This window comes from uncultured Maribacter sp., from assembly GCF_947496775.1.
Lineage (GTDB): Bacteria > Bacteroidota > Bacteroidia > Flavobacteriales > Flavobacteriaceae > Maribacter_B.
Genome location: NZ_CANMDU010000011.1, coordinates 23,568 through 45,710, shown reverse-complemented (window position 1 = coordinate 45,710; position 22,143 = coordinate 23,568). Strand labels below are relative to the sequence as shown.

Annotated in this window: 23 protein-coding genes; 12 read left to right on the top strand and 11 right to left on the bottom strand. The window is 31.9% G+C overall.

All coding sequences use genetic code 11. The features are described from left to right. Positions 1-45: 45 nt before the first annotated feature. The 3 genes from Q0856_RS15620 to Q0856_RS15610 form a co-directional block, all read right to left on the bottom strand. Positions 46-858: a TerC family protein gene (locus Q0856_RS15620; protein ID WP_298480094.1), complete on the bottom strand. Its 813-nt coding sequence runs from the start codon at positions 856-858 to the stop codon at positions 46-48. Positions 859-860: 2 nt separating this feature from the next. Further along, entirely contained in the window at positions 861-1,238 is a 378-nt protein-coding gene (locus Q0856_RS15615; protein WP_298480097.1) for a hypothetical protein, read from the bottom strand. A 78-nt stretch (positions 1,239-1,316) separates the two neighbouring features. Continuing rightward, entirely contained in the window at positions 1,317-1,685 is a 369-nt protein-coding gene (locus tag Q0856_RS15610) for a helix-turn-helix transcriptional regulator (RefSeq protein ID WP_298506538.1), read from the bottom strand. Positions 1,686-1,959: 274 nt separating this feature from the next. Between Q0856_RS15610 and Q0856_RS15605 the strand changes: the two genes are divergently transcribed. The 3 genes from Q0856_RS15605 (at position 1,960) to Q0856_RS15595 (ending at position 4,252) form a co-directional block, all read left to right on the top strand. Next, complete coding sequence (locus Q0856_RS15605) at positions 1,960-3,078, top strand: M14 metallopeptidase family protein (RefSeq protein WP_298506536.1); 1,119 nt, start codon at positions 1,960-1,962, stop codon at positions 3,076-3,078. A 104-nt stretch (positions 3,079-3,182) separates the two neighbouring features. Continuing rightward, on the top strand, positions 3,183-3,662 hold the full coding sequence (locus Q0856_RS15600) for a winged helix-turn-helix transcriptional regulator (protein WP_298480102.1): 480 nt from the start codon (positions 3,183-3,185) through the stop codon (positions 3,660-3,662). A 74-nt stretch (positions 3,663-3,736) separates the two neighbouring features. After that, positions 3,737-4,252 carry a DinB family protein gene (locus Q0856_RS15595; RefSeq protein WP_298506533.1) on the top strand — a complete coding sequence of 172 codons (516 nt, stop codon included), beginning with the start codon at positions 3,737-3,739 and terminating at the stop codon, positions 4,250-4,252. Here Q0856_RS15595 and Q0856_RS15590 read toward each other — a convergent pair. Both Q0856_RS15590 and aroB read right to left on the bottom strand, forming a co-directional pair. Then, positions 4,249-4,560, bottom strand: a complete 312-nt coding sequence (locus Q0856_RS15590) for a hypothetical protein (protein WP_298480106.1) — start codon at positions 4,558-4,560, stop codon at positions 4,249-4,251. The genes Q0856_RS15595 and Q0856_RS15590 overlap by 4 nt on opposite strands. 100 nt (positions 4,561-4,660) lie before the next feature. Continuing rightward, a complete protein-coding gene (aroB, locus tag Q0856_RS15585; RefSeq protein ID WP_298506530.1) occupies positions 4,661-5,722 on the bottom strand; it encodes a 3-dehydroquinate synthase in 1,062 nt (353 codons plus the stop codon). A gap of 223 nt (positions 5,723-5,945) precedes the next feature. Here aroB and Q0856_RS15580 point away from each other — a divergent pair, with 223 nt between their 5' ends. Next, on the top strand, positions 5,946-7,112 hold the full coding sequence (locus tag Q0856_RS15580; protein ID WP_298480110.1) for a proline dehydrogenase family protein: 1,167 nt from the start codon (positions 5,946-5,948) through the stop codon (positions 7,110-7,112). Here the strand turns inward: Q0856_RS15580 and Q0856_RS15575 are convergent. The 6 genes from Q0856_RS15575 to Q0856_RS15550 form a co-directional block, all read right to left on the bottom strand. Then, positions 7,109-7,489, bottom strand: a complete 381-nt coding sequence (locus Q0856_RS15575; RefSeq protein ID WP_298506528.1) for a DUF4258 domain-containing protein — start codon at positions 7,487-7,489, stop codon at positions 7,109-7,111. The genes Q0856_RS15580 and Q0856_RS15575 overlap by 4 nt on opposite strands. A 1-nt stretch (position 7,490) precedes the next feature. Further along, on the bottom strand, positions 7,491-8,690 hold the full coding sequence (locus Q0856_RS15570; RefSeq protein ID WP_298480114.1) for an alanine dehydrogenase: 1,200 nt from the start codon (positions 8,688-8,690) through the stop codon (positions 7,491-7,493). 112 nt (positions 8,691-8,802) lie between these two features. Further along, positions 8,803-9,504 carry a hypothetical protein gene (locus Q0856_RS15565; RefSeq protein ID WP_298506525.1) on the bottom strand — a complete coding sequence of 234 codons (702 nt, stop codon included), beginning with the start codon at positions 9,502-9,504 and terminating at the stop codon, positions 8,803-8,805. Positions 9,505-9,592: 88 nt separating this feature from the next. Beyond that, positions 9,593-9,727: a hypothetical protein gene (locus tag Q0856_RS15560; protein ID WP_298480119.1), complete on the bottom strand. Its 135-nt coding sequence runs from the start codon at positions 9,725-9,727 to the stop codon at positions 9,593-9,595. A gap of 159 nt (positions 9,728-9,886) precedes the next feature. Continuing rightward, the gene (gene tsaE, locus Q0856_RS15555) at positions 9,887-10,294 is read right to left on the bottom strand and encodes a tRNA (adenosine(37)-N6)-threonylcarbamoyltransferase complex ATPase subunit type 1 TsaE (RefSeq protein WP_298480121.1); all 408 of its coding nucleotides are present in this window, start codon (positions 10,292-10,294) and stop codon (positions 9,887-9,889) included. Between the two features lie 7 nt (positions 10,295-10,301). Then, entirely contained in the window at positions 10,302-11,846 is a 1,545-nt protein-coding gene (locus tag Q0856_RS15550) for a PglZ domain-containing protein (protein WP_298480124.1), read from the bottom strand. 35 nt (positions 11,847-11,881) lie between these two features. On the opposite strand from Q0856_RS15550, the gene Q0856_RS15545 reads away from it, so the two are divergent. The 8 genes from Q0856_RS15545 to Q0856_RS15510 all read left to right on the top strand — a co-directional run bounded on the left by Q0856_RS15545 (position 11,882) and on the right by Q0856_RS15510 (position 22,058). Further along, positions 11,882-13,111 carry an HD domain-containing protein gene (locus Q0856_RS15545; RefSeq protein ID WP_298480127.1) on the top strand — a complete coding sequence of 410 codons (1,230 nt, stop codon included), beginning with the start codon at positions 11,882-11,884 and terminating at the stop codon, positions 13,109-13,111. A gap of 23 nt (positions 13,112-13,134) precedes the next feature. Continuing rightward, positions 13,135-14,160: a UDP-3-O-(3-hydroxymyristoyl)glucosamine N-acyltransferase gene (gene lpxD, locus Q0856_RS15540; protein WP_298480131.1), complete on the top strand. Its 1,026-nt coding sequence runs from the start codon at positions 13,135-13,137 to the stop codon at positions 14,158-14,160. After that, positions 14,153-15,553 carry a bifunctional UDP-3-O-[3-hydroxymyristoyl] N-acetylglucosamine deacetylase/3-hydroxyacyl-ACP dehydratase gene (locus Q0856_RS15535; protein WP_298506522.1) on the top strand — a complete coding sequence of 467 codons (1,401 nt, stop codon included), beginning with the start codon at positions 14,153-14,155 and terminating at the stop codon, positions 15,551-15,553. Before lpxD ends, Q0856_RS15535 begins: the two co-directional genes overlap by 8 nt. Position 15,554: 1 nt before the next feature. Continuing rightward, positions 15,555-16,340 carry an acyl-ACP--UDP-N-acetylglucosamine O-acyltransferase gene (gene lpxA / locus Q0856_RS15530; RefSeq protein ID WP_298480139.1) on the top strand — a complete coding sequence of 262 codons (786 nt, stop codon included), beginning with the start codon at positions 15,555-15,557 and terminating at the stop codon, positions 16,338-16,340. 42 nt (positions 16,341-16,382) lie between these two features. Further along, the gene (efp, locus tag Q0856_RS15525; protein ID WP_298480142.1) at positions 16,383-16,949 is read left to right on the top strand and encodes an elongation factor P; all 567 of its coding nucleotides are present in this window, start codon (positions 16,383-16,385) and stop codon (positions 16,947-16,949) included. A 13-nt stretch (positions 16,950-16,962) separates the two neighbouring features. After that, positions 16,963-17,895 carry a UDP-3-O-(3-hydroxymyristoyl)glucosamine N-acyltransferase gene (locus Q0856_RS15520; protein ID WP_298480145.1) on the top strand — a complete coding sequence of 311 codons (933 nt, stop codon included), beginning with the start codon at positions 16,963-16,965 and terminating at the stop codon, positions 17,893-17,895. Positions 17,896-18,061: 166 nt separating this feature from the next. Next, positions 18,062-18,934, top strand: coding sequence for a succinate--CoA ligase subunit alpha (gene sucD, locus Q0856_RS15515; protein ID WP_298480148.1), 873 nt, complete (start codon positions 18,062-18,064; stop codon positions 18,932-18,934). 157 nt (positions 18,935-19,091) lie between these two features. Next, positions 19,092-22,058, top strand: a complete 2,967-nt coding sequence (locus Q0856_RS15510; protein WP_298506520.1) for a M16 family metallopeptidase — start codon at positions 19,092-19,094, stop codon at positions 22,056-22,058. The last annotated feature ends 85 nt before the right edge of the window (positions 22,059-22,143 follow it).

Sequence of the window (22,143 nt, the reverse complement as noted above, 5' to 3'; positions counted from 1 at the left end):
GCCTTATATGTTTTATATATAAGGCTTTTTTGTTTTTATAAAGAGTTATTCTTCTATGGTGCTAGACTTCCCTTTTTTGTTTTTTTTCATGCGTAAATCAAAAAACTCAACCATTAAGGAAAATGCTATTGTAAAGTATAAATATCCTTTTGGTATTGTTCCAACTTCATTTCCAAATACTTCTAAATGTGCTAAATGAGCCGCTTCAGCAATCAGCATAAAACCTATTAATATTAGGAACGAAAGCCCCAATACTTGTATAGAAGGGTGTCTGTTTACAAATTCTCCGACAGGGTTAGCAAAAAGCATCATTATAACAACAGAAATTACAACAGCAACAACCATAAGAACAAGAGCGTCGTTTGGGTTTGGTGAAATTCCATTTGTCATTCCTATAGCTGTTAGTATAGAATCAAAAGAAAAAACAATGTTAATTATAGTTATTTGAACAATTGCATTGGAAAGTGAGGTAGAGCGTGCTTTGGTAACTTCTCTTTCGTCATGCCCTTTATCTTCTACTTTTTCATGAATCTCCTTCGTACTTTTATAAAGTAAAAACAAACCACCTGCAAATAGTATAAGTGCTTGGCCACTAATACCACCGCTGATCCAATCGGAGTTAAGTATCCAGAATGGTTTTTTCATGGAAGTTAACAGAGAAATACCAAAAAGAAGAACAATACGCATAGCCATAGCAAGTACTAATCCTATGTTTGTAGCTTTTTTTCGTTGTGTTTTGTCTAGTTTTCCGGCGGCTATAGAAATGAAAATGATGTTATCTATTCCTAAAACAATTTCTAAAAAAGTAAGAGTTAATAATGCAATCCAAGCATCTGGATTTGAAAAAATTTCGAACATGGTTATTTGGTTTTAGTAGCAGTTCCTGTTTTTACTATAAGTTTTTTATTTTCGTCTTTTACTGCGCTTTTGTATTCAAATGTATAAGAATCATTTGTAGTGCTAAGAATTTTGTAGTGTATAGCTGTATTGCTATGGATATCTTTTAAAACAAATTCGCAGTCATTTACCCAACGGATTGATGCGCTGTCTATCTTGTTGTCATAGTAGTCTATGCTGTAATTAGCATCTCTAATGAATGTGCCAGTTTTTGTTTCTCCATTTATTTTATAATTAAAAGTGAATTCTCCAGTCTTAAAGGCTTTGCAGTCTCTCTGAGGTTGGTAACAAGAAATGGCAACACAAAGTAATAGAATGCCTAGGGTGATTTTTTTAATCATAGATACAAATTAAATAAATTACAAGTTAATCCTAGCAAATATTTTGAAATACTTCTGGTAAACAATTTAAAGAAAGGTTTAACCTTTGAAAGATTTAAAAGTTCCGTCGGTGTAAAAGAAAACTATTTTTTCTATAGATTTTGATTCTGTTAAATCATCCGGCTTTTCTTTAGATACGTTTTTTGATAAAATAGGGGAGGTGGAGTTTAGCTTCTTTTCGTTTGCAGGAAAAGAACCTTCTCCTTTAAGAAGCCAATATAAATTTACTTCAGGAAAAACGTTAACCACTCTTAAAACAAAATCTAGACTTGGATTATTTCTGCCAGATAATAAATGAGAAATACTAGAGCGCTGTACATTTATTTTATCTGCAAAAGTAGAAGCAGACAAGTCGTGATACTTAAGAATTTGGGTTAGTCTTTTTATAAAATTTTCTTTGTTTACCATTGTAACCAATATGTTGTTTTATGAATTATATGCCATATATTTTTCTCGTTAATAGATTGTTCTTGTTAGAATTAATATTTAAATATATAGTTTTTATAAATAACTATAACTAATTGATTATTAAATATTTGAAACTTAGAAAAACAAAACATTAAGAATTCTTTAATTCATCATATTAGATGAAAGTAATTGTCATGTAACAAATGCATGATTTGTGGTTACAAATGTAATTTATATTGATTGTATTTTTGCATTGTTACTTAAAAAAAAATAAATGTTATCATCAATAGAATACCAGAATATTAAAGAAGAATCTGTGCAAGGACGTTATGTTGTTATGGAGCAAATTGAGCTCATTTTGGGTCGCCTTCCAGAGGAATTTACAATAGAAGAAATTGGTTATTCTGTAAAAAATAAAAGCATTAAAAGTGTTACAGTTGGTAGTGGAAGTAGAAAAATTTTAATGTGGTCTCAGATGCATGGAAATGAATCTACAACAACAAAAGCTGTTTTAGATTTATTAAACTTTTTACAACAAGATACCCAAGAGGTTGTAGAAATAAAGAATAAATGTACCATTAAAATAATACCAATATTAAATCCGGATGGCGCGTTTGCATATACAAGAATTAATGCAAATGAGGTAGATTTAAATAGAGATGCTCAAAACCGGAGTCAACCAGAAAGTGTTGTTTTAAGAAAGGTATATGACTCCTTTAAACCTAACTATTGTCTTAATTTGCATGACCAACGTACCATTTTTAATGTAGGGAATACCAATAAACCAGCAACAGTTTCTTTCCTTGCACCAGCGCATGATTCCGAAAGAAATATATCTAAGTCCAGAGCAATTAGTATGCAGTTAATTGTGGCAATGAATGAAGAATTGCAAAAAGTAATTCCTGGGCAAGTAGGAAGATATGACGATGGCTTTAATTCTAATTGTGTGGGGGACGCTTTTCAAATGTTAAATACACCAACTATACTTTTTGAATCCGGACATTATCCTGAGGATTACCAGAGAGAGCAGACTAGAAAATATATATTTATATCTCTTGTTAAAGTGTTGGTTGTTATAAGTAGTAATTCTGTTCAAGAGTATAAACTTAAAGAATACAGTAAAATACCTGAAAATGGCAAGCTGTTTTTTGATATTTTAATATTAAATACGGAAAAGCTAAATTCTCATATAAAAACGAAAAAGGATATTGGCATTCTATTTAAAGAAACACTAAAAGGTACTAATCTTGAATTTGTACCATATATTGATAAGATGGGCGATTTAAAAAATAATTTTTTTGGACATAAGACTTACGATTGCGAAAAAGAAGAAGAGCTGATGAACCTGAATAAATTACCTTTCATAGACGAAATTCTTAAAAATATTGTGTGATTTTACTAAAAACTTAAAAAACTTTACATTTTTGTTAAAAATACTCAAGTTTTATTAAATTTAATTCTGTAATTTATTATTTTTGCATCTAAATTAATTACAAAATGAGTAAGGTTAAGTTAGACGAAATTGATCACCAAATTCTGGATATGTTGATTGACAACACCAGAACACCATTCACAGATATAGCAAAAAAGCTTTTAATTTCTGCTGGAACGGTGCATGTTAGAGTTAAAAAAATGGAAGAAGCAGGAATTATAAAAGGTTCTTCTTTAACTTTGGATTATGTTAAATTAGGGTATTCTTTTATTGCTTACGTGGGTATTTATTTAGAAAAAACGCATCAGACTAAATTTGTTTTAGAAAGATTAAATGAAATACCAAATGTTACTGTGGCGCATATTACAACTGGTAAATTTAATATCTTTTGTAAAATAAGAGCTAAAGACACTACGCATGCTAAAAATATAATATTTAAGATAGATGATATTGAAGGCATTAGTAGAACAGAAACAATGATTTCGTTAGAAGAAAGCATCAATGATAAAAAGAGATTAATGCATACCATCTTCAACGAGTTGTAAATGTGTTAATTTATATTTAATTATAAGAGTCCCTTTCATTTTGGATTGGGACTTTTTTTGTTACTATTATAAATATGAAGAAATCAGAATTAAAACCAATAGAGTATAAAGAGTTTTATGCTACTTATTTAAATGCAATAGGGGATGTGAACTTATTTACTGAATTGGTGGATGGTAAAAATTGGATGATTCAATTTATAAATAGCTTAGATGAATCTAAATTAGGCTATTCTTACGGAGAAGGTAAATGGACAATTGCTGAAGTAATTATGCATATTATAGATACGGAAAGAGTGTTTCAGTATAGAGCCTTTAGTTTTTCTAAAAATGACAAAAGTGCTTTACCTGGTTTTGATCAAGATGAGTATATGGCAAATACAGATGTTAGTAATCGTACTAAAGAAAGTATCTTAGAAGAATATTTATCTGTAAGAGAAGCTAGTATTTCTTTATATAAAAATTTACAAAATACACAGTTAAACTATACCGGGACTGCAAGTGGTATAAGGTGGAGTGTTGCTGGTATTGGCTTTGTTATTAGCGGTCACCAAAAACACCACTGTACTATTTTGCAAGAAAGATATTCCTAGGATTTAGATTCCTCCTCATTCATATCTAATTCTAATTTCTCTGTTTCTTCTATTTTTTTAGAAGCATTTGAGTTAGTGCCTCTTTCTAAACTGTCTTCAAAATTTGCAATAAAGTTAGATAAGCTTTTACTGATTTTTACAAGGTATATGGTGTCTTCCGTGCGTAATTCTACAGTTTCTATAATTTCACCATTTAAATTCTTAAATATTATAATATCTTCATCGCCATAGCCATGTGGGTAGGTATCTATTAATAATGTTGTTAAATTATGATCTAATTTTTTGTAATCTACTAGTTTGCGTAACATGTGAATATGGTTTATAGGTTATTTGTAAACCTAAACTATATAATTTATGCTTTGCAAATTGTAGAGAGTTGTAAAATGAAGATTTTAGTACATGAATGTCTTATTCTTTGTAGTAAGAAAATGCTTCATAATATAAATCGTTAGAAACTTTTATATCGTATACAGCTTTTCCTATGCTATTTAATAAAACAAAATTAATATTGCCATGAGAGTTCTTTTTATCAAATTTTAATAATTTTAAAATACTTTCAATATCAGCATCCGCAAACTCAATTTTTGGGTAACGATTTAAAAATGTTTCTTTAATATCTTCTAGCTGTTCTTTTGGTAGCCCTGTTAATTTATATGATAAATAACCTTCGAGTATCATTCCTATAGCAATAGCTTCGCCATGTAAAAGAGTGGGTAGGTCTTTGCTTTCTAAATAATGAGATTCTACGGCATGGCCTAAAGTATGTCCGTAATTTAATATTTTTCGAAGATTTTGTTCCGTTGGGTCAATAGTTACTACATCATTTTTAATAATAACGGAATCATGTATATGATCTTCCATTTCTTTGAAAGAAGTAACTTTTTTTAACTCGCTCCAGTATTTTTCATCTTTGATAAGACCGTGCTTTAGCATTTCTGCAAATCCACTTTGAACTTGTCTATCTTCTAAAGTCTGTAGGAAATAAGGAACAATAAGCACCATCTGGGGTTGGTTAATTACTCCTACTTGGTTTTTTAAAGGACCTAAATCTACTCCTGTTTTTCCTCCAACAGAAGCATCTACCATAGAAAGAAGCGTAGTCGGGATATTTATAAAGTGTATACCTCTTTTAAAAGTAGAAGCTACAAATCCTCCTAAGTCCGTTAAAACCCCGCCGCCTAAATTCAACATAATACTTTTACGATCACCACCAAGTTCAGATAAAGCATTCCAAACACCTAAGCATGTTTCTATATGTTTGTTTTCTTCTCCAGATACTATTTCTATAATTTCAAAAGAATAATCTCCAGTTATTTGAGACATAAACATTGGAAGACAATGTTCATGTGTATTCTCATCTACAAGAATAAATACCGTAGAGTAAGCTCCTTTTTCTAAATGGGTATTAAGAGCTTCGAAAGCATCTTCATTAAAATGAATAGAATAAGAGGAGGTGGCTATAGATTTCATATAAAATTTAAGATTTTCTTACATAGTTAAACTGCCGCAGGACGAGCCTGCAAGGTACTAAATGGAAACTAATTTTTATTTAGAGGCAAGCCTCAGAACATTTACATTTTTATTCCAAAGTAAAGCTCTAAAAAAACGTTTATCACTGCAAAATAAAGGTAATTTTAAACGTAAAATATATAAAATGTGTTATTATATTTGATTCTGATTAATATAATAAAAAATGAAGCATATTTTTGAGAATACGGCAACAGCATTTGCTTTAAAAACGGATTCTGAATTAGAAAGAGGGTATTTCCTTTTTAAAATGATAGCTAATGAACCATTAGTGAAAATGGGAACGTTAATGACCAATTTTGCAATAAAGGCACATTTGCCTGTGGAAGGTTTAATAAGGGCAACCGTTTTTGATCATTTTTGTGGAGGTGTTAATGAGGAAGATTGTCTTCCTGTGGTTAGCAAGATGTGGAAAAAAGGAGTTTGTTCTGTTTTGGATTATTCTGTTGAAGGAAAAGCAGAAGAAGCAACTTTTGATCAAGCTCTTGAGAAAATATTGAAAATATTAAATTTTGTAAAAGAAAAAGATTCCATCCCTTTTGCAGTATTTAAGCCAACCGGATTTGGAAGATTTGCTTTGTATGAAAAAGTAAGTAAAAAAGAAGATTTATCTCCTGAAGAGCTTAAAGAGTGGGAGCGTGTTGTTTACAGGTTCGATAAAGTTTGTAAAAAAGCCTACGATATGGAAGTTTCTCTCCTTATTGATGGTGAAGAAAGCTGGATGCAAGATGCTGCGGATCAATTGGTAGAAGATATGATGGAAAAATACAATCAAAAAAAACCAGTTATCTTTAATACTTTACAGATGTATCGTTGGGATCGTCTGGAGTATCTTAAAAAATTACATAAACGTTCTTTGGAAAAAGGATTTAAAATAGGCCTTAAAGTAGTTCGAGGGGCTTATATGGAAAAAGAAAACGAGAGGGCTAAAGAAAAAGGATATCCTACGCCAATATGTGCAAGTAAACAAGAAACTGATATAAATTTTGATGCTGCAGTAGATTATATAGCAGCTAATGTAGATGATATTTCCTTATTTTGTGGTACTCATAATGAGGCGAGTAGTTATAGGTTAATAGAAATATTAAAAAACAAAAATATCTCTAGAACCGATAAGCGAGTTTGGTTTGGTCAATTATATGGGATGAGTGATCACATATCGTTTAATTTAGCGGATAACGATTATAATGTTGCTAAATATTTACCATTTGGACCAGTAAGAGACGTTATGCCTTATTTAATTAGGCGAGCAGAAGAAAACACTTCCGTTGCAGGGCAAACGAGTAGGGAACTTTCTTTAATAAAAGCAGAGCGTAAGCGCAGGAAAATTTAATATTCTAGAGTGCTAATTTGTGCTTTGCTGTTGCAATTTTTCACCGTTAAAAAGGCCTCTTTTCCGTGTAATTCTCCTTCAATAAGATATGTTTTGCACGGATTAGATTTTGTATCACTTTTGCTAAAATCTACATCTCCTTCTTTAAGTAGAAATATAATGTCTGTAGTATCTAACTCTTTGTTTAATAGCATTTGATTTATATCGTCTGAATAATGTAGTTGTTTAGATCTAATATCTTTTAATACCCTACAATTTGGTAAATAACAAAAGGAAACGCCAGTTTCCGCGGTTTTTTTCTTAAAAAAGAAAGTTAAAAAAACTATTCCTATAGATAAGCCAAATAAAAAATAGCCTAAACGTTTTACAAATGCCATATTAAAATATCAGAAAATTGATGTCGCTGTATTGTAGGTCGAACCATTCTCCTACAGTTTTATTGGTTAAAATTCCGTGGTAAAGATACAGCCCATTTCTTAGACCTTTGTCAAAACGCAAAGAATTTTCTATTCCGCCATCATCTCCCAATTTTAATAAATAAGGAGTAAAAATATTACTAATAGATACTGAAGCAGTTTTTGGGTACCTTGATGGAATATTTGGAACACAGTAATGAACAACATCATACTTTTCCACGGTGGGTTTGTTATGGTTTGTTATTTCACTAGTTTCAAAACAACCTCCCATATCAATACTGACATCTATAATTACGGCCCCTTTTTTCATGTTTTCTACCATTGTTTTACTAACAACAACGGGGGAGCGGTCTTTTCCTCGAGTAGCTCCAATAGCAACATCACATCTTTTAAGTGCTTTTAAAAGGTTTTTTGGTTGAATGGTTGATGTGTAAATAGTTTGATTTAGGTTCGTTTGTATTTTTCTTAATTTGGTAATAGAGTTGTCAAATACTCTAATATTAGCACCTAAGCCAATAGCGGATCTTGCAGCAAACTCACCTACAGTTCCAGCGCCAATAATTACAACTTCCACAGGTGGGACACCACTGATATTGCCAAACATTAACCCATTTCCCTTATTAGTATCTGCCATTAATTCCGAAGCAATTAAAACGGAAGAAATTCCGGCTATTTCACTTAAAGAACGTACCGCAGGATATTTTCCATCAGAATCTTGAATGTATTCAAATGCAATGGCAGTAATTCGTTTTTTTGCCATTGCCTCAAAGTAACTCTTATTTTGAGTTTTTATTTGTAAAGCAGAAATTACTGTTGCCTGAGGGTTAAGCATTTCTATTTCTGTAAGGGTAGGAGGTTCTACTTTTAATAGTAGTGGACAAGAAAATACTTTTTTGGTATCTTTAGTTACTTCTGCTCCTGCCTCTGTATAATCCATATCAGAAAAATTAGCACCTTCTCCTGCACCAGCTTCAACCAATACTCTATGTCCATTTGCAGTAATAGCATTTACCGCATCGGGGGTTAAACAGATACGTTTTTCTTGGTATTGATTTTCTTTAGGAAGGCCAATGAAAAGCTCCCCTTTTTGTTTTAAAATCTCTAAAGTCTCTTCTTGGGGTAGTAATTGGTCTTTGCTAAAAGGCGATGTTAATTCATTCATATAAACATATATAAAGATGGTACCATAAATAAATGGCTAATATCAAATTTACAATTTTTAATGAAATAATATGGGTGCGGATAAAACCCTTAGTAAAGTTCGTAAGGTGAGGTTAGAATTTTAGATGAAACCAATTAAGCAAAGTGTCTTGCATATGCTTAAATTGTTTTTCTATATTATGAGTAGATAGCTTTCGGTTTAATTCTTCGGATAGCGAATAGACTTTAAATTTGTCCTCTACCTCATATACCTTTTTATTTTTATCGACTTCTATTGTGTCAGTGCTTGTAGAATCTTTGTTAGCCTTTTTTTGTTTTTGTTTAAGAATGTTTAATTCTCTTTCCATGGCTTCAATGTCAATGCCATGAACATATCTGTCATAAAGTTTTATTCGTATAAAATAAACTATGGGTATCACCACCATACATACCGGGATTACCCACCATATGTTTTCGCTGTCAATAACATTATCTTCGGAAAATATTAGTTCAAATAATTGAAATGCGTATGTGGCTATTGGTATTATTATTATATGATACCACCAATTTTTAGAGGTAAAAAACCATAAGATTAGTAATGTAAGAGGGATTAATTTACTGGAGTAAAACCAAATATTAGTTGAAATACTATCAAAACCATTACTTCCTACTGTGATTCCTAAAAAAGAAATAGTATCATGAGCTCCACGGCTATTTGGTCCGGGAAAGTAATCGTATGCTTTAAATAGAAAAGGTGTGAGCGCTATTATGCTTAAGATAAATGATTCAATTATTATCTTTTTTTTTGCCTTTCTTGGATTTACTATGGAGTCCATATAGAGCTAACAATTTGGTTTAACTTATATAGAACAAAAAAGGAGCAATATTATTGCTCCTTTTTTCTAGATTTTTAATATTTAACTTTTATCGTTTTAATTTGATAGAGCCTTTATCTATCCCTTGTTCATATAACGAATCATCTTCTGAAGATGTGTTAGGGGAACAAGAAAAAGCCATTAAAGTAACCAATGCTGCACATGCAAAAATAATTTTTTTCATTTTCTAAGGTATTTAGTTAGGTATTCGGTGTTCTTCTCGATACGAAAGTAACTAAAATTACCTAGAAAATATGCATTTAAACGTTAAAATTCAACACTTAATCGGTAATACATGTATTTAATCGGTGTTGTAGGTAAGTAGTGAATTGAATTGACCAATCTACATTTGTAATTTTCTGTTTGTTGAATCTACGATTTCAATTTTAATAGATGTGGTGTTTTCTGGTAAGTAAGAAGGTATTTTTTCTGGCCATTCCATAAACACCCAAACATTTTTATTAAAATAGTCCTCTAAACCAAAATCTAAAGCTTCATTCTCATCATTTAAGCGGTAAAAATCAAAATGATAGGCTATTAACTCGCCTATATTGTTTTCATACTCATTAACTATTCCAAAAGTTGGGCTATTGGTGCCATCTATAACATCTAATTTTTTTGCTATTTCTTTTATTAAAGTAGTCTTACCAGCTCCCATTTCTCCATAAAAAGCAACAGTTTTGGTTGGGATATTTCTTAAAATTTCTTCAGCAACTTCAGGTAGTTGGTCTTCAGAGTATATTATTGTCATAAAAAAATTACTTAGGCTCTAATACCACAAAAGGAATAATCATTTCTTCTAAGGAAACACCACCATGTTGGTAGGTATTTCTATAATAGTTTACGTAATGATTATAATTATTGGGGTAAGCAAAAAACATATCATTTTTTGCAAAAATAAAAGAACTACTCATATTTATACTAGGTAATTGAATATTTTTAGGATTAGTTGCTGCAACGACTTCTTTATTTTCATAGCTTAAACTGCGACCCGTTTTATATCTTAAATTTAAACTGGTTTCTTTATCTCCGATAACCTTAGAAGGTTGTTTTACATTAATGGTTCCATGGTCCGTTGTAATAATTAGCTTCATACCCATACTTTGTGCTTGTTGTATAATCTCTAACAATGGCGAATTTTTAAACCAACTCTTTGTTAATGATCTGTATGCTTTGTCATTAGAGGCTAATTCTTTAATAACTTCCATCTCTGTTTTGGAGTGAGAAAGCATATCTACAAAATTATATACAATAGCTGTTAAATGGTTTTCTTTTTGCGATTTAAAATTTTGAGAAAGTTGTTTTCCTTGTTTTAAGCTACTGATTTTGTGGTATTCCCATTTTATATCTAAACCTAATCTCTTTATTTGTGCACCTAAAAATTTATCTTCAAAGAGATTTTTGCCTCCTTCATCGGTGTCATTTTTCCACCATTCTGGATGTCTCTTTTCCATTTCTAGTGGTGTTAGTCCAGAAAAAATAGCATTTCGGGCATATTGCGTAGCTGTAGGCAGAATACTAAAATAGGCAGATTCTTTGGTCTTTTTATAAAAAGAATTTACAGTATCTTCAAAAGCACACCATTGATCATAACGAAGGTTATCTATAACCACCAATAATGTTTTGTTATTTTTTAGTTCTGGAGCAATCCATTTTTTAAACAAAGTATGCGATAATATTGGAGCGTCTTTACTAGCAAACCAATCTTCATAATTCTTATCAATAAATTTAGAAAATTGATTATTAGCTTCTACTTTTTGAGATTCCAAAATCTCGAACATGCTACTGTCTTCAATCTCTTCTAATTGAAGTTCCCAATAAATTAATTTTTTATAAAGCTCCACCCATTCTTCTAAAGTATTTACCATGGATAAATCCATTGCAATTTTTCGAAATTCCTGCTGGTAATCCGCGGTGGTTTTTTCGGAAACAAGACGAGAATGATCTAGGTTCTTTTTTAGGGATAATAATATTTGATTGGGGTTTACAGGTTTTATAAGATAATCAGCAATTTTAGAGCCAATTGCTTCTTCCATAATAAGTTCTTCCTCGCTTTTGGTTATCATCACAACCGGGAGGGTAGAGTCTAGTATTTTAATTTCGCTTAGAGTTTCTAATCCAGAAATTCCTGGCATGTTTTCATCTAAAAAAACAATATCCACTCTGGTTTCCAGAAGTTCTTCTAGGGCTTCTTGTCCACTTTTACAGGTTACAACAGTGTAATTTTTTGCTTCAAGGAATAATATGTGAGGTTTTAGCAAATCTATCTCATCATCTACCCATAGTATTGTAATCTTGTTCATTTAGTACTTATATTTGTGCGTAAATAAAATTGATTTTGATAAAATCTAATAAACTTAAAATATTTAATGATCCAATTTACGGATTTATTAGAATTCCAAGTACATTAATCTTTGATCTAATTGCAGATCCTTTTTTTCAGCGCTTAAGGCGAATTTCGCAAATGGGTATGTCTTATTTAGTTTACCCCGGAGCACATCATACTCGTTTTCATCATGCTTTAGGTTGTATGCATTTAATGCAAAGAGCTATACAAGTACTTCGTTTTAAGCAGGTTGAATTGACTAAAGAAGAAGAAGAAGGACTCTTAATAGCTATTCTTTTGCATGATATTGGCCACGGACCATTTTCGCATGCTATGGAGCATAGTATTGTAGAAGGAGTGCATCATGAACATATTTCTTTATGTTTTATGGAAGAACTGAATAAAAGGTTTAACGGAAGTTTAACGCTTGCCCTGGAAATATTTAACGGAAACTACCCAAAAAAGTTTTTGAATCAGCTAGTTTCTAGTCAATTAGATATGGATAGGCTAGATTATCTAAAGAGAGATAGTTTTTATACCGGAGTTGCAGAAGGCAATACCAACGCAGAAAGGCTTATTACTATGTTAAATGTAGTAGACGGGGAGTTGGTATTAGAGGAGAAGGGGATTTATAGTGTAGAGAAATTTATTATGGCTCGTAGATTTATGTATTGGCAGGTATACCTACATAAAACAGGAGTTGCTGCAGAACAATTGCTCATGCGAATTTTAAAACGTTCCAAAGAGTTAATTTTACGAGGAGAAGTGTTAGATTGTAGTAAAAATTTGCTCTACTTTTTAGAAAACAAAGTAGATATAAATAATTTTGACTTAGAAGTTTTAATAAAATTCTCAAAACTAGATGACATAGATATACTCTCTGCAATAAAGAATTGGCAAGAGTGTAATGATTTTGTTTTGTCTCAATTGTGTCAAATGGTTATAAATAGAAGGTTATTACACGTAAAAGTTAAAAATGAACCTATATCTGATGCTAAACTGAATAAACATTTTAAAAAAATTAAGGAAAAAAATAATCTAACGGACGAAGAAACAAACTATTTTGTATTTACTGGAGAGATTAAGAATAAAGCTTATAATAAGGAGTATCAGACCATTAACATTCTTAAAAAGAATGGAAAAGTTAGCGATGTAGCTAAGTTATCGGATTATTTAAATATTAAGGCATTATCTAAGACGGTAACCAAATATTATATCTGCTACCCTAAAGATTACGTTTAACTATTTTTCTTACTTTTGTGCTCATGGTATTTACAGCGGGTCAAATTGCAGGCATATTGGAAGGGGAAATTCAAGGAAACCCAGAAATTGCCGTTCATAAACTAGCCAAGATTGAAGAGGGAGAAAAAGGGGCATTAACCTTTTTAGCTAACCCTAAATATACTTCACATATTTATACGACAAAAGCTTCGGTTACAATAGTGAATAAAGACTTTATTCCTGAGCAAGATTTATCTACTACTCTTATTAAAGTAGATAATGCTTATGAATCTTTTTCTAAACTATTGGAGTATTATAATGAAGTAAAGAATAATAAACATGGAATTGAAAACCCTGTATTTATTGCCGATTCCGCAAAATACGAGAAAGATGTTTACATAGGGGCATTTGCATATATAGGAGCTAACGTAGTTCTTAATAGTAATGTAAAAGTTTACCCAAATGTTTATATCGGAGATAATGTAACAATAGGAAGTAATTGTACCATATTTCCAGGTGCAAAAATTTATTCAGAATCTATTATTGGCGATAATTGTACTATTCATAGTGGTGCTATTGTTGGTTCAGATGGTTTTGGTTTTGCACCCAATAAAGATGGGTCATTTAGTAAAATTCCGCAAACTGGAAATGTTATATTAGAAGATAATATTGATGTTGGAGCAGGTACAACCATAGATAGGGCGACATTGGGATCTACAATTCTAAGAAAAGGCGTTAAACTAGATAATCAGATACAAATAGCGCATAATGTAGAAATAGGAGAGAATACGGTTATAGCAGCTCAAACTGGTATTGCTGGCTCTGCTAAAATTGGCAAGAATTGTATGATTGGCGGGCAGGTAGGCATCGTAGGGCATATTACTATAGGTGATAATGTTAGAATACAAGCCCAATCTGGTATTGGTAGAAATGTAAAGGATAATGAAATATTGCAAGGATCACCAGCATTAAATTATGGGGATTACAATAAGTCTTATGTTCATTTTAAAAATTTACCCAAATTAGTTAGTAAAATAAATCAATTGGAAAAAAAAAATCATTGTGAGTAAAACAACGCAAAACCAAAGAACAATTGGAAAAGAAGTTATTTTGACCGGTGTAGGTTTACATACGGGAGAAAATGTAACACTTAAATTTGTACCAGCTCCGGAGAACCATGGATACGCTTTTAAGCGAGTAGATATAGAAGGAGAGCCTATAATAGAAGCAGATGCGAATTATGTTGTTAATACACAACGAGGTACAAATTTAGAGAAGCAAGGTGTTAAAATTCAGACCTCGGAACATGTTTTAGCGGCTTTAGTTGGTTTAGAGATTGATAATGTTTTAATTGAATTAAATGCACCTGAACCTCCTATTATGGACGGTTCTTCTAAGTTTTTTGTAAAATCCCTGGAAGAAGCTGGTATAGTAGAGCAAGAAGCTGAAAGAGAGGAATATATTGTAAAAGATGTTATATCATATAAAGACGAAGCGACTGGTAGTGAAATAACTATAATACCTTCGGATACGTATATGGTAACTACCATGGTAGATTTCGGGACTAAAGTTCTTGGTACTCAAAATGCAACTTTAGAAAAATTAAGCGAATTTAAGAGTGAAATTGCAGACGCTAGAACATTTAGTTTTCTTCATGAGTTAGAAGCATTGTTAGAGCATGGGCTTATTAAAGGAGGAGATTTAAATAATGCTATTGTATATGTAGATAAAGAAATTTCAGAGGATACCATGAAAAAATTATTGAAGGCTTTTAATAAAGAAAAGCTTTCTGTAAAACCAAATGGAATTTTAGATAATTTAACCTTGCACCAACCAAATGAGGCGGCAAGGCATAAATTATTAGATGTTATTGGAGATTTAGCTCTTGCCGGTACGCGTATTAGAGGAAAAGTAATAGCAAATAAACCTGGACACTATGTAAATACACAGTTTGCCAAGAAAATAGCTAAAATCATAAAATTAGAAAAGCGTAATAAAATACCTTCTTATGATTTAAACTTGCCACCACTGATGGATATTCATCAGATAATGGATATGCTACCGCATAGACCTCCATTTTTATTAATTGATAGAATTTTGGAACTTTCAGATACCCATGTGGTAGGTATGAAAAATGTTACTATGAATGAGCCTTTTTTTGAAGGACATTTTCCTGGAGCTCCTGTAATGCCCGGAGTTCTTCAAGTAGAGGCAATGGCACAAACAGGTGGTATTTTGGTTTTGAGTACAGTTCCTGATCCGGAGAATTATTTAACATTTTTCATGAAAATGGATAATGTAAAGTTTAAGCAAAAAGTGTTACCTGGAGATACTTTAGTATTTCATTGTAGCTTAATTACCCCAATAAGAAGAGGAATATGTCATATGCAAGCGTATGCATATGCAAATAATAAATTAGTTTGTGAAGCTGAATTAATGGCGCAAATAGCTAAAAAGAAATAATATGAATCAACCTTTAGCCTACATTCATCCTGGCGCTAAAATAGCAAAGAATGTTGTAGTAGAGCCATTTACAACAATACACAATAATGTAACTATTGGCGATGGTACTTGGATAGGGTCCAATGTTACCATTATGGAAGGAGCTAGAATTGGCAAAAATTGCAATATTTTCCCAGGTGCAGTAATTTCTGCACCACCTCAAGATTTAAAGTATGAAGGAGAGGAAACTACAGTAGAAATTGGAAACAATACAACTATTAGGGAATGTGCTACGATACATAAAGGAACTTCCGATAGAATGAAAACCGTTATTGGAAAAAACTGTTTAATAATGGCGTATTGCCACGTGGCACATGATTGTTTAGTAGGTAATAATTGCATTTTTTCAAATAATTCTACTCTCGCGGGTCATGTTACTGTTGGAGATAATGTAATATTGGCTGGTTTGGTGGCTGTGCATCAATTTGTTTCTGTTGGTCAGCATGCCTTTGTTACTGGAGGGTCTTTAGTACGTAAAGATGTTCCTCCTTTTGTAAAAGCTGCTCGTGAGCCATTATCTTATGTTGGAATTAATTCCGTGGGCTTAAGAAGAAGAGGAATACCTTCTGATAAAATAAGAGAAATTCAAAATATTTATAGAATACTATATCAGAAAAGTTATAATAATACGCAAGCGGTTCAAATTATTGAAGCTGAGATGGAAGCAACTCCGGAACGAGATGAAATTCTTCAATTTATTAGGGATTCGCAGCGTGGTATTATGAAAGGATATTTCAGTAATAATTAAACGGTAGTTCATTTTACCAAAAACTTAAACTAACAATAGAATATGGCATCAACATCAGATATTAGAAAAGGATTATGCATTCGTTATAATAATGATATTTATAAGATAATAGAGTTTTTACATGTAAAACCGGGTAAAGGTCCTGCTTTTGTACGTACGAAATTAAAAAGTGTTTCTTCAGGAAAAGTTTTAGATAATACTTTTTCAGCAGGTCATAAAATTGAGGATGTTCGTGTAGAAACACGTTCTTATCAGTTTTTGTATCCAGAAGGAGAAACCTATCATTTTATGAATACAGATGATTATAATCAAATTACGTTGCAAGAAAGTGCTTTAGATGCTCCAGGCTTATTAAAAGAAGGGACTATCGTAAAGATTATGTTCAATACAGAGGATAGTATGCCTTTATCTGTTGATATGCCTGCAAGTGTTGTTTTAGAAGTAACGTATACAGAGCCAGGGGTAAAAGGAAATACGGCCACAAATGCAACTAAACCGGCAAAAGTAGAAACTGGAGCAGAAGTAAATGTTCCTTTATTTATCAATGAAGGAGATAAAATAAAAGTAGATACCGAAAAAGGTGCTTACATGGAAAGAGTAAAAGAATAATATTTTTTCTACAATGAAATTTCCTAAAACGTATACTTTAAAAGAAATTTCTCAAATAATTCAATCGGAATATGTTGGGGAAGAAGATTTTTTGGTTACTGGTATGAATGAGATTCATGTAGTAGAAACTGGTGATATCGTTTTTGTAGATCACCCTAAATATTACGATAAAGCATTAACATCAAAAGCTTCAACTATTTTAATTAATAAGAAAGTTGATTGCCCTAGGGGAAAAGCCTTGTTAGTATCCGATGATCCTTTTCGCGATTTTAATAAACTCACCAATCATTTCCGTCCATTTGAGTATTCTAATAACTCTATCGCGCAAAGTGCTAAGATTGGTGAAGGAACATTAATACAACCTAATGCTTTTGTTGGAAATAATGTAACGATTGGTAAAGACTGTTTAATACATTCTAACGTAGCAATTTACGATAATTGTATTATTGGAAATAACGTAACTATTCATGCAGGAACCGTTTTAGGAGGAGATGCATTCTATTATAAAAATAGACCAGAGGGATTTGATAAGTTGATATCTGGAGGTAGAGTTGTTATAGCCGATAATGTGGATATAGGAGCTCTCTGTACTATTGATAAAGGGGTTACAGGCGATACAACTATAGGAGAAGGAAGTAAGTTAGATAATCAGGTACATGTAGGTCATGATACTGTGATTGGAAAAAAATGCTTAATAGCTTCGCAAACAGGAATAGCGGGTTGCGTTATTATAGAAGATGAAGTAACCTTGTGGGGGCAAGTAGGTACTAATAGCGGTATAACTATTGGAAAAAAAGCGGTTATTATGGGGCAAACAGGTGTAACAAAATCTGTTGAAGGTGGTAAAAGCTATTTTGGAACTCCAATAGAAGAATCGCGTGAAAAACTAAAGCAATTGGCCTACGTAAAAAAAATTCCAGACCTTATAAAAAAGATAGAAAAATAAACCACCTGAGGTAACTTTATAAGGTATTAATTAGCCATTAGTTTTATTTAGAGGCAATCCTAGGAAAATTTAAATCTCGATTATCGAGTAAATTTAAAAGAAGAATATTTTAAAAATCATTTACAAACGCATATTTTTGTGCTGTTCAAAAAAAAGATAAAATCGTATGAGTGTTCTAGTTAACAAAGATTCTAAAATAATAGTACAAGGATTTACAGGAAGTGAAGGAACTTTCCACGCTGGTCAAATGATAGACTACGGAACCAATGTTGTTGGTGGTGTTACTCCTGGTAAAGGAGGGCAAGAGCACTTAGGTAAACCTGTTTTTAATACCGTTCTAGAAGCGGTTGAAAAAGTAGGAGCAGATACTACTATAATTTTTGTTCCACCAGCTTTTGCTGCCGATGCAATTATGGAAGCTGCTAATGCAGGAATAAAAGTTATAATAACTATAACAGAAGGTATTCCTGTTGCCGATATGGTAAAAGCAGCTAACTATATTAAGGATATGGACTGTAGATTAGTAGGTCCTAACTGTCCAGGTGTAATTACACCAGGTGAAGCTAAAGTTGGTATTATGCCAGGTTTTGTGTTTAAAAAAGGTAATGTAGGGGTTGTGTCTAAATCAGGGACATTAACATATGAGGCTGCAGATCAAGTAGTTCGTCAAGGATTAGGAATAACTACTGCAATTGGTATTGGTGGTGACCCAATTATTGGCACAACAACTAAAGAAGCTGTAGAGCTTTTAATCAACGATTCCGAAACGGAATGTGTGGTTATGATTGGAGAGATAGGTGGTCAATTAGAAGCAGATGCTGCTAAGTGGTACAAAGAAAGTGGTAGTAAAAAACCAATAGTTGGTTTTATAGCAGGGGAAACTGCTCCTGCAGGAAGAACTATGGGGCATGCGGGTGCTATTGTTGGTGGTAGTGATGATACTGCGCAAGCTAAAAAAGCAATTATGAGAGAATGTGGAATTCATGTTGTAGATTCTCCGGCAGAAATTGGACTTAAAGTAAAAGAAGTAATGGGATAGATAGCACACTATGTGTTAAATATTTTACAATTAGTACTTACATATAATCCATCATTCTTACATTAGAATGATGGATTTTTTTTACATTATATTTTAGAATTAGTTCCCCTAATAATTACGTAAATTACATTAGACTAATTTTTTTAAATAAATTTCAATGAAAAAAGTACTTTTTAGCTCAATTCTTAGCTTACTATTTTTGCTAAGTTGTAAAACAAACACAGAAAAGGAAGGTTATATTTCTTCTTCTATAAAAGATGCTAATGGTTTTACCTATGAAACTGTCAAAAATGACCCAACCGGTTTACGACTGTATACTCTAGAAAATGGGTTAAAAGTGTATTTGGGAAAAAATGCCGAGGAACCAAAAATACAAACCTTAATTGCTGTACGGGCTGGTTCAAAATATGACCCTGCTGACAATACTGGATTGGCGCATTATCTGGAACATATGGTTTTTAAAGGAACAGATAAAATTGGTACGCAGGATTTTGAAAAGGAAAATGTTTTATTAAAAGAAATTTCTAATTTATATGAGGCTCATAAAAAAGAAAAAGACATTATAAAGAAAAAGGAAATTTATAAAAAAATTGATTCCATTTCCTTAAAAGCTTCAGGTATTGCTATAGCTAATGAATACGATAAAATGGTTGGTTCCTTGGGTGCAGAAGGCACCAATGCTTTTACATCTAACGAGCAAACAGTTTATGTTAATAAAATACCTTCCAATGAACTGGATAAATGGTTAAGTGTAGAGAGTGAGCGTTTTAAAACGTTAGTCTTGCGACTTTTTCATACGGAATTAGAAGCCGTATATGAGGAATTTAATAGGGGGCAGGATAGTGATAGTAGAAAACAATATTACGCTGTTTTAGAAGGGTTATACCCAAATCATCCATATGGTACGCAAACAACTCTTGGTAAATCGGAACATTTAAAAAATCCGTCTATGGAGGCCATTCATGCTTATTTTGATGCCTATTACGTACCCAATAATATGGCTGTTATAATGGTTGGAGATATTGATTTTGAAGAAACTATTAAAAAAGTAAATTCTGCTTTTGGTACCTACAAAAATAAGGAGGTTATTCATCCAACTTTTCCGGAAGAGATTCCATTAGCAGCTTCTGTAAAAAAGGAAGTTTATGGACCAACAGCAGAATCGGTTTATGTTGCTTTTAGAACTAAAGGAAAAGGAGATAAGCAGGAGGTAATGGTAACATTAATAGATTATATGTTAGCTAATTCTAGTGCAGGATTAATAGATCTAAACCTGAATCAAAAACAGATGGTGCAGAATGCATCTTCTTATACCAATTTTGATAACGATTATGGATTTCATTTACTTTACGGTATGCCAAAACAAGGGCAAACTTTGGATGAAGTCAGAGATTTGTTGTTAGAACAAGTTGATAAAATTAAAAAAGGGGAATTTGAAGATTGGTTACTTGGTGCTGTTGTGAATGATTTGCGTCTTTCTAAAATTAAATCTTTTGAAAAATCATCCTCTACGGCTTACGAATATTTAGATGCTTTTATTGGTTTTCAAGACTGGAATAGCCGATTGGGTATGTTAGATGAGATGAAAAAAATTACAAAAGAACAAGTAGTAGCTTTTGCAAATGAATTATACGGGGATAACTATGTAGAGGTTCATAAAATTAAGGGAGAAGATAAGAATATAATAAAAGTCGAAAATCCAGGAATTACTCCTATTAAATTAAATAGAGATAAAGAATCGAACTTTTTAAAGGAATTTAATGCCGTTTCCTCTCCAAATTTAAAACCTCAATATGTAGATTATAAATCTGCTATTAAGGAAACAAAAACAGAAAATGGTTTAAAAGTATCTTATATCGAAAATCCAAATAATGATATCTTTAATTTAAGTATCATTTTTGATATGGGTAAGGATAATGACCCAATGGTATCTTTAGCGGCCGGTTATTTAAATTATCTAGGGACCGATAAGTTTTCTCCAGAAGAACTAAAACAAGAATTTTATAAAATTGGAATATCATATTCGGTAAATGCAGCCGATGACAAAACATATGTTGGTATTTCTGGATTAAAAGAAAATTTAAATGCTGGTTTGGAATTGTTAGAGCATCTTTGGGCAAATGCTGTTCCTGATCAAGAATCGTATGATAAATACGTGGACAAAATTCTTAAAGGTAGACAGGATTCTAAAACCCAGAAGGGCAATATATTTTGGAATGGACTTATGAGTTACAGTAAATATGGGGGTAATTCTCGTTTAAGAGATATTTATAGTATGTCTCAATTAAGGGCTATAACTCCGAAGGAATTAGTAGAAAAAGTAAAAATGTTAAAAGAGTATAAACAGCGTATTTTTTATTATGGTAAAGATATAGACAATGCTTTAACTTCATTGAATAAAAACCATGCTATTGATGTTAACGCATTGAAAGAGTATCCAGAAAGAAAAAAGTATGTTGAAAATGAAACTGGAGGTAATGTTTATTTTGTGGATTACGATATGGTACAAAGTGAGATGTTATTATTAGCAAAAGGAGCAGAGTTCGATGCTAAAAAAATGGCAGTTTCACGATTATTTAATACTTATTTTGGAAGCGGGTCATCTTCAATAGTTTTTCAGGAAATTAGGGAATCTAAATCTTTAGCCTATTCTGCCTTCTCTAGGTATAGCAATGCAAGAGAAAAAGGAAATTCAGATTATATTATGGCTTATGTGGGCACGCAAGCTAATAAATTACCGGAAGCTGTAGATGCAATGATGGAACTTATGACGAATATGCCCGAAGCCGAAGAACAATTTAATCATGCAAAAGAAGCAACTTTAAAAAAAATAGCAGCACAAAGAATTACAAAATCTAATATCTTCTGGACCTATGAATCTTTAAAGAAAAGAGGGTATGATAATGATAATAGAGAAGATATGTATAATGCTATTAAAGATATGAAATTGAGTGATTTAAAAACTTTTTTTAATAGTAATATAAAGGGAGAAAATTATAATGTGATGGTAATTGGTAACAAAAAAGATATAGATTTTAAAGCCTTAAAGAAGTTAGGAAAAGTGCAAGAAATGAATATTGATGAATTATTTAATTATGAAAAATCCGCACCAGTAAAAGGGTAGGTTTAATATTACCATAAAAGCCCTCTCATTATTTATGAGGGGGCTTTTTAATTGGTATATTTGTTATACCAACTTTTAAATAACA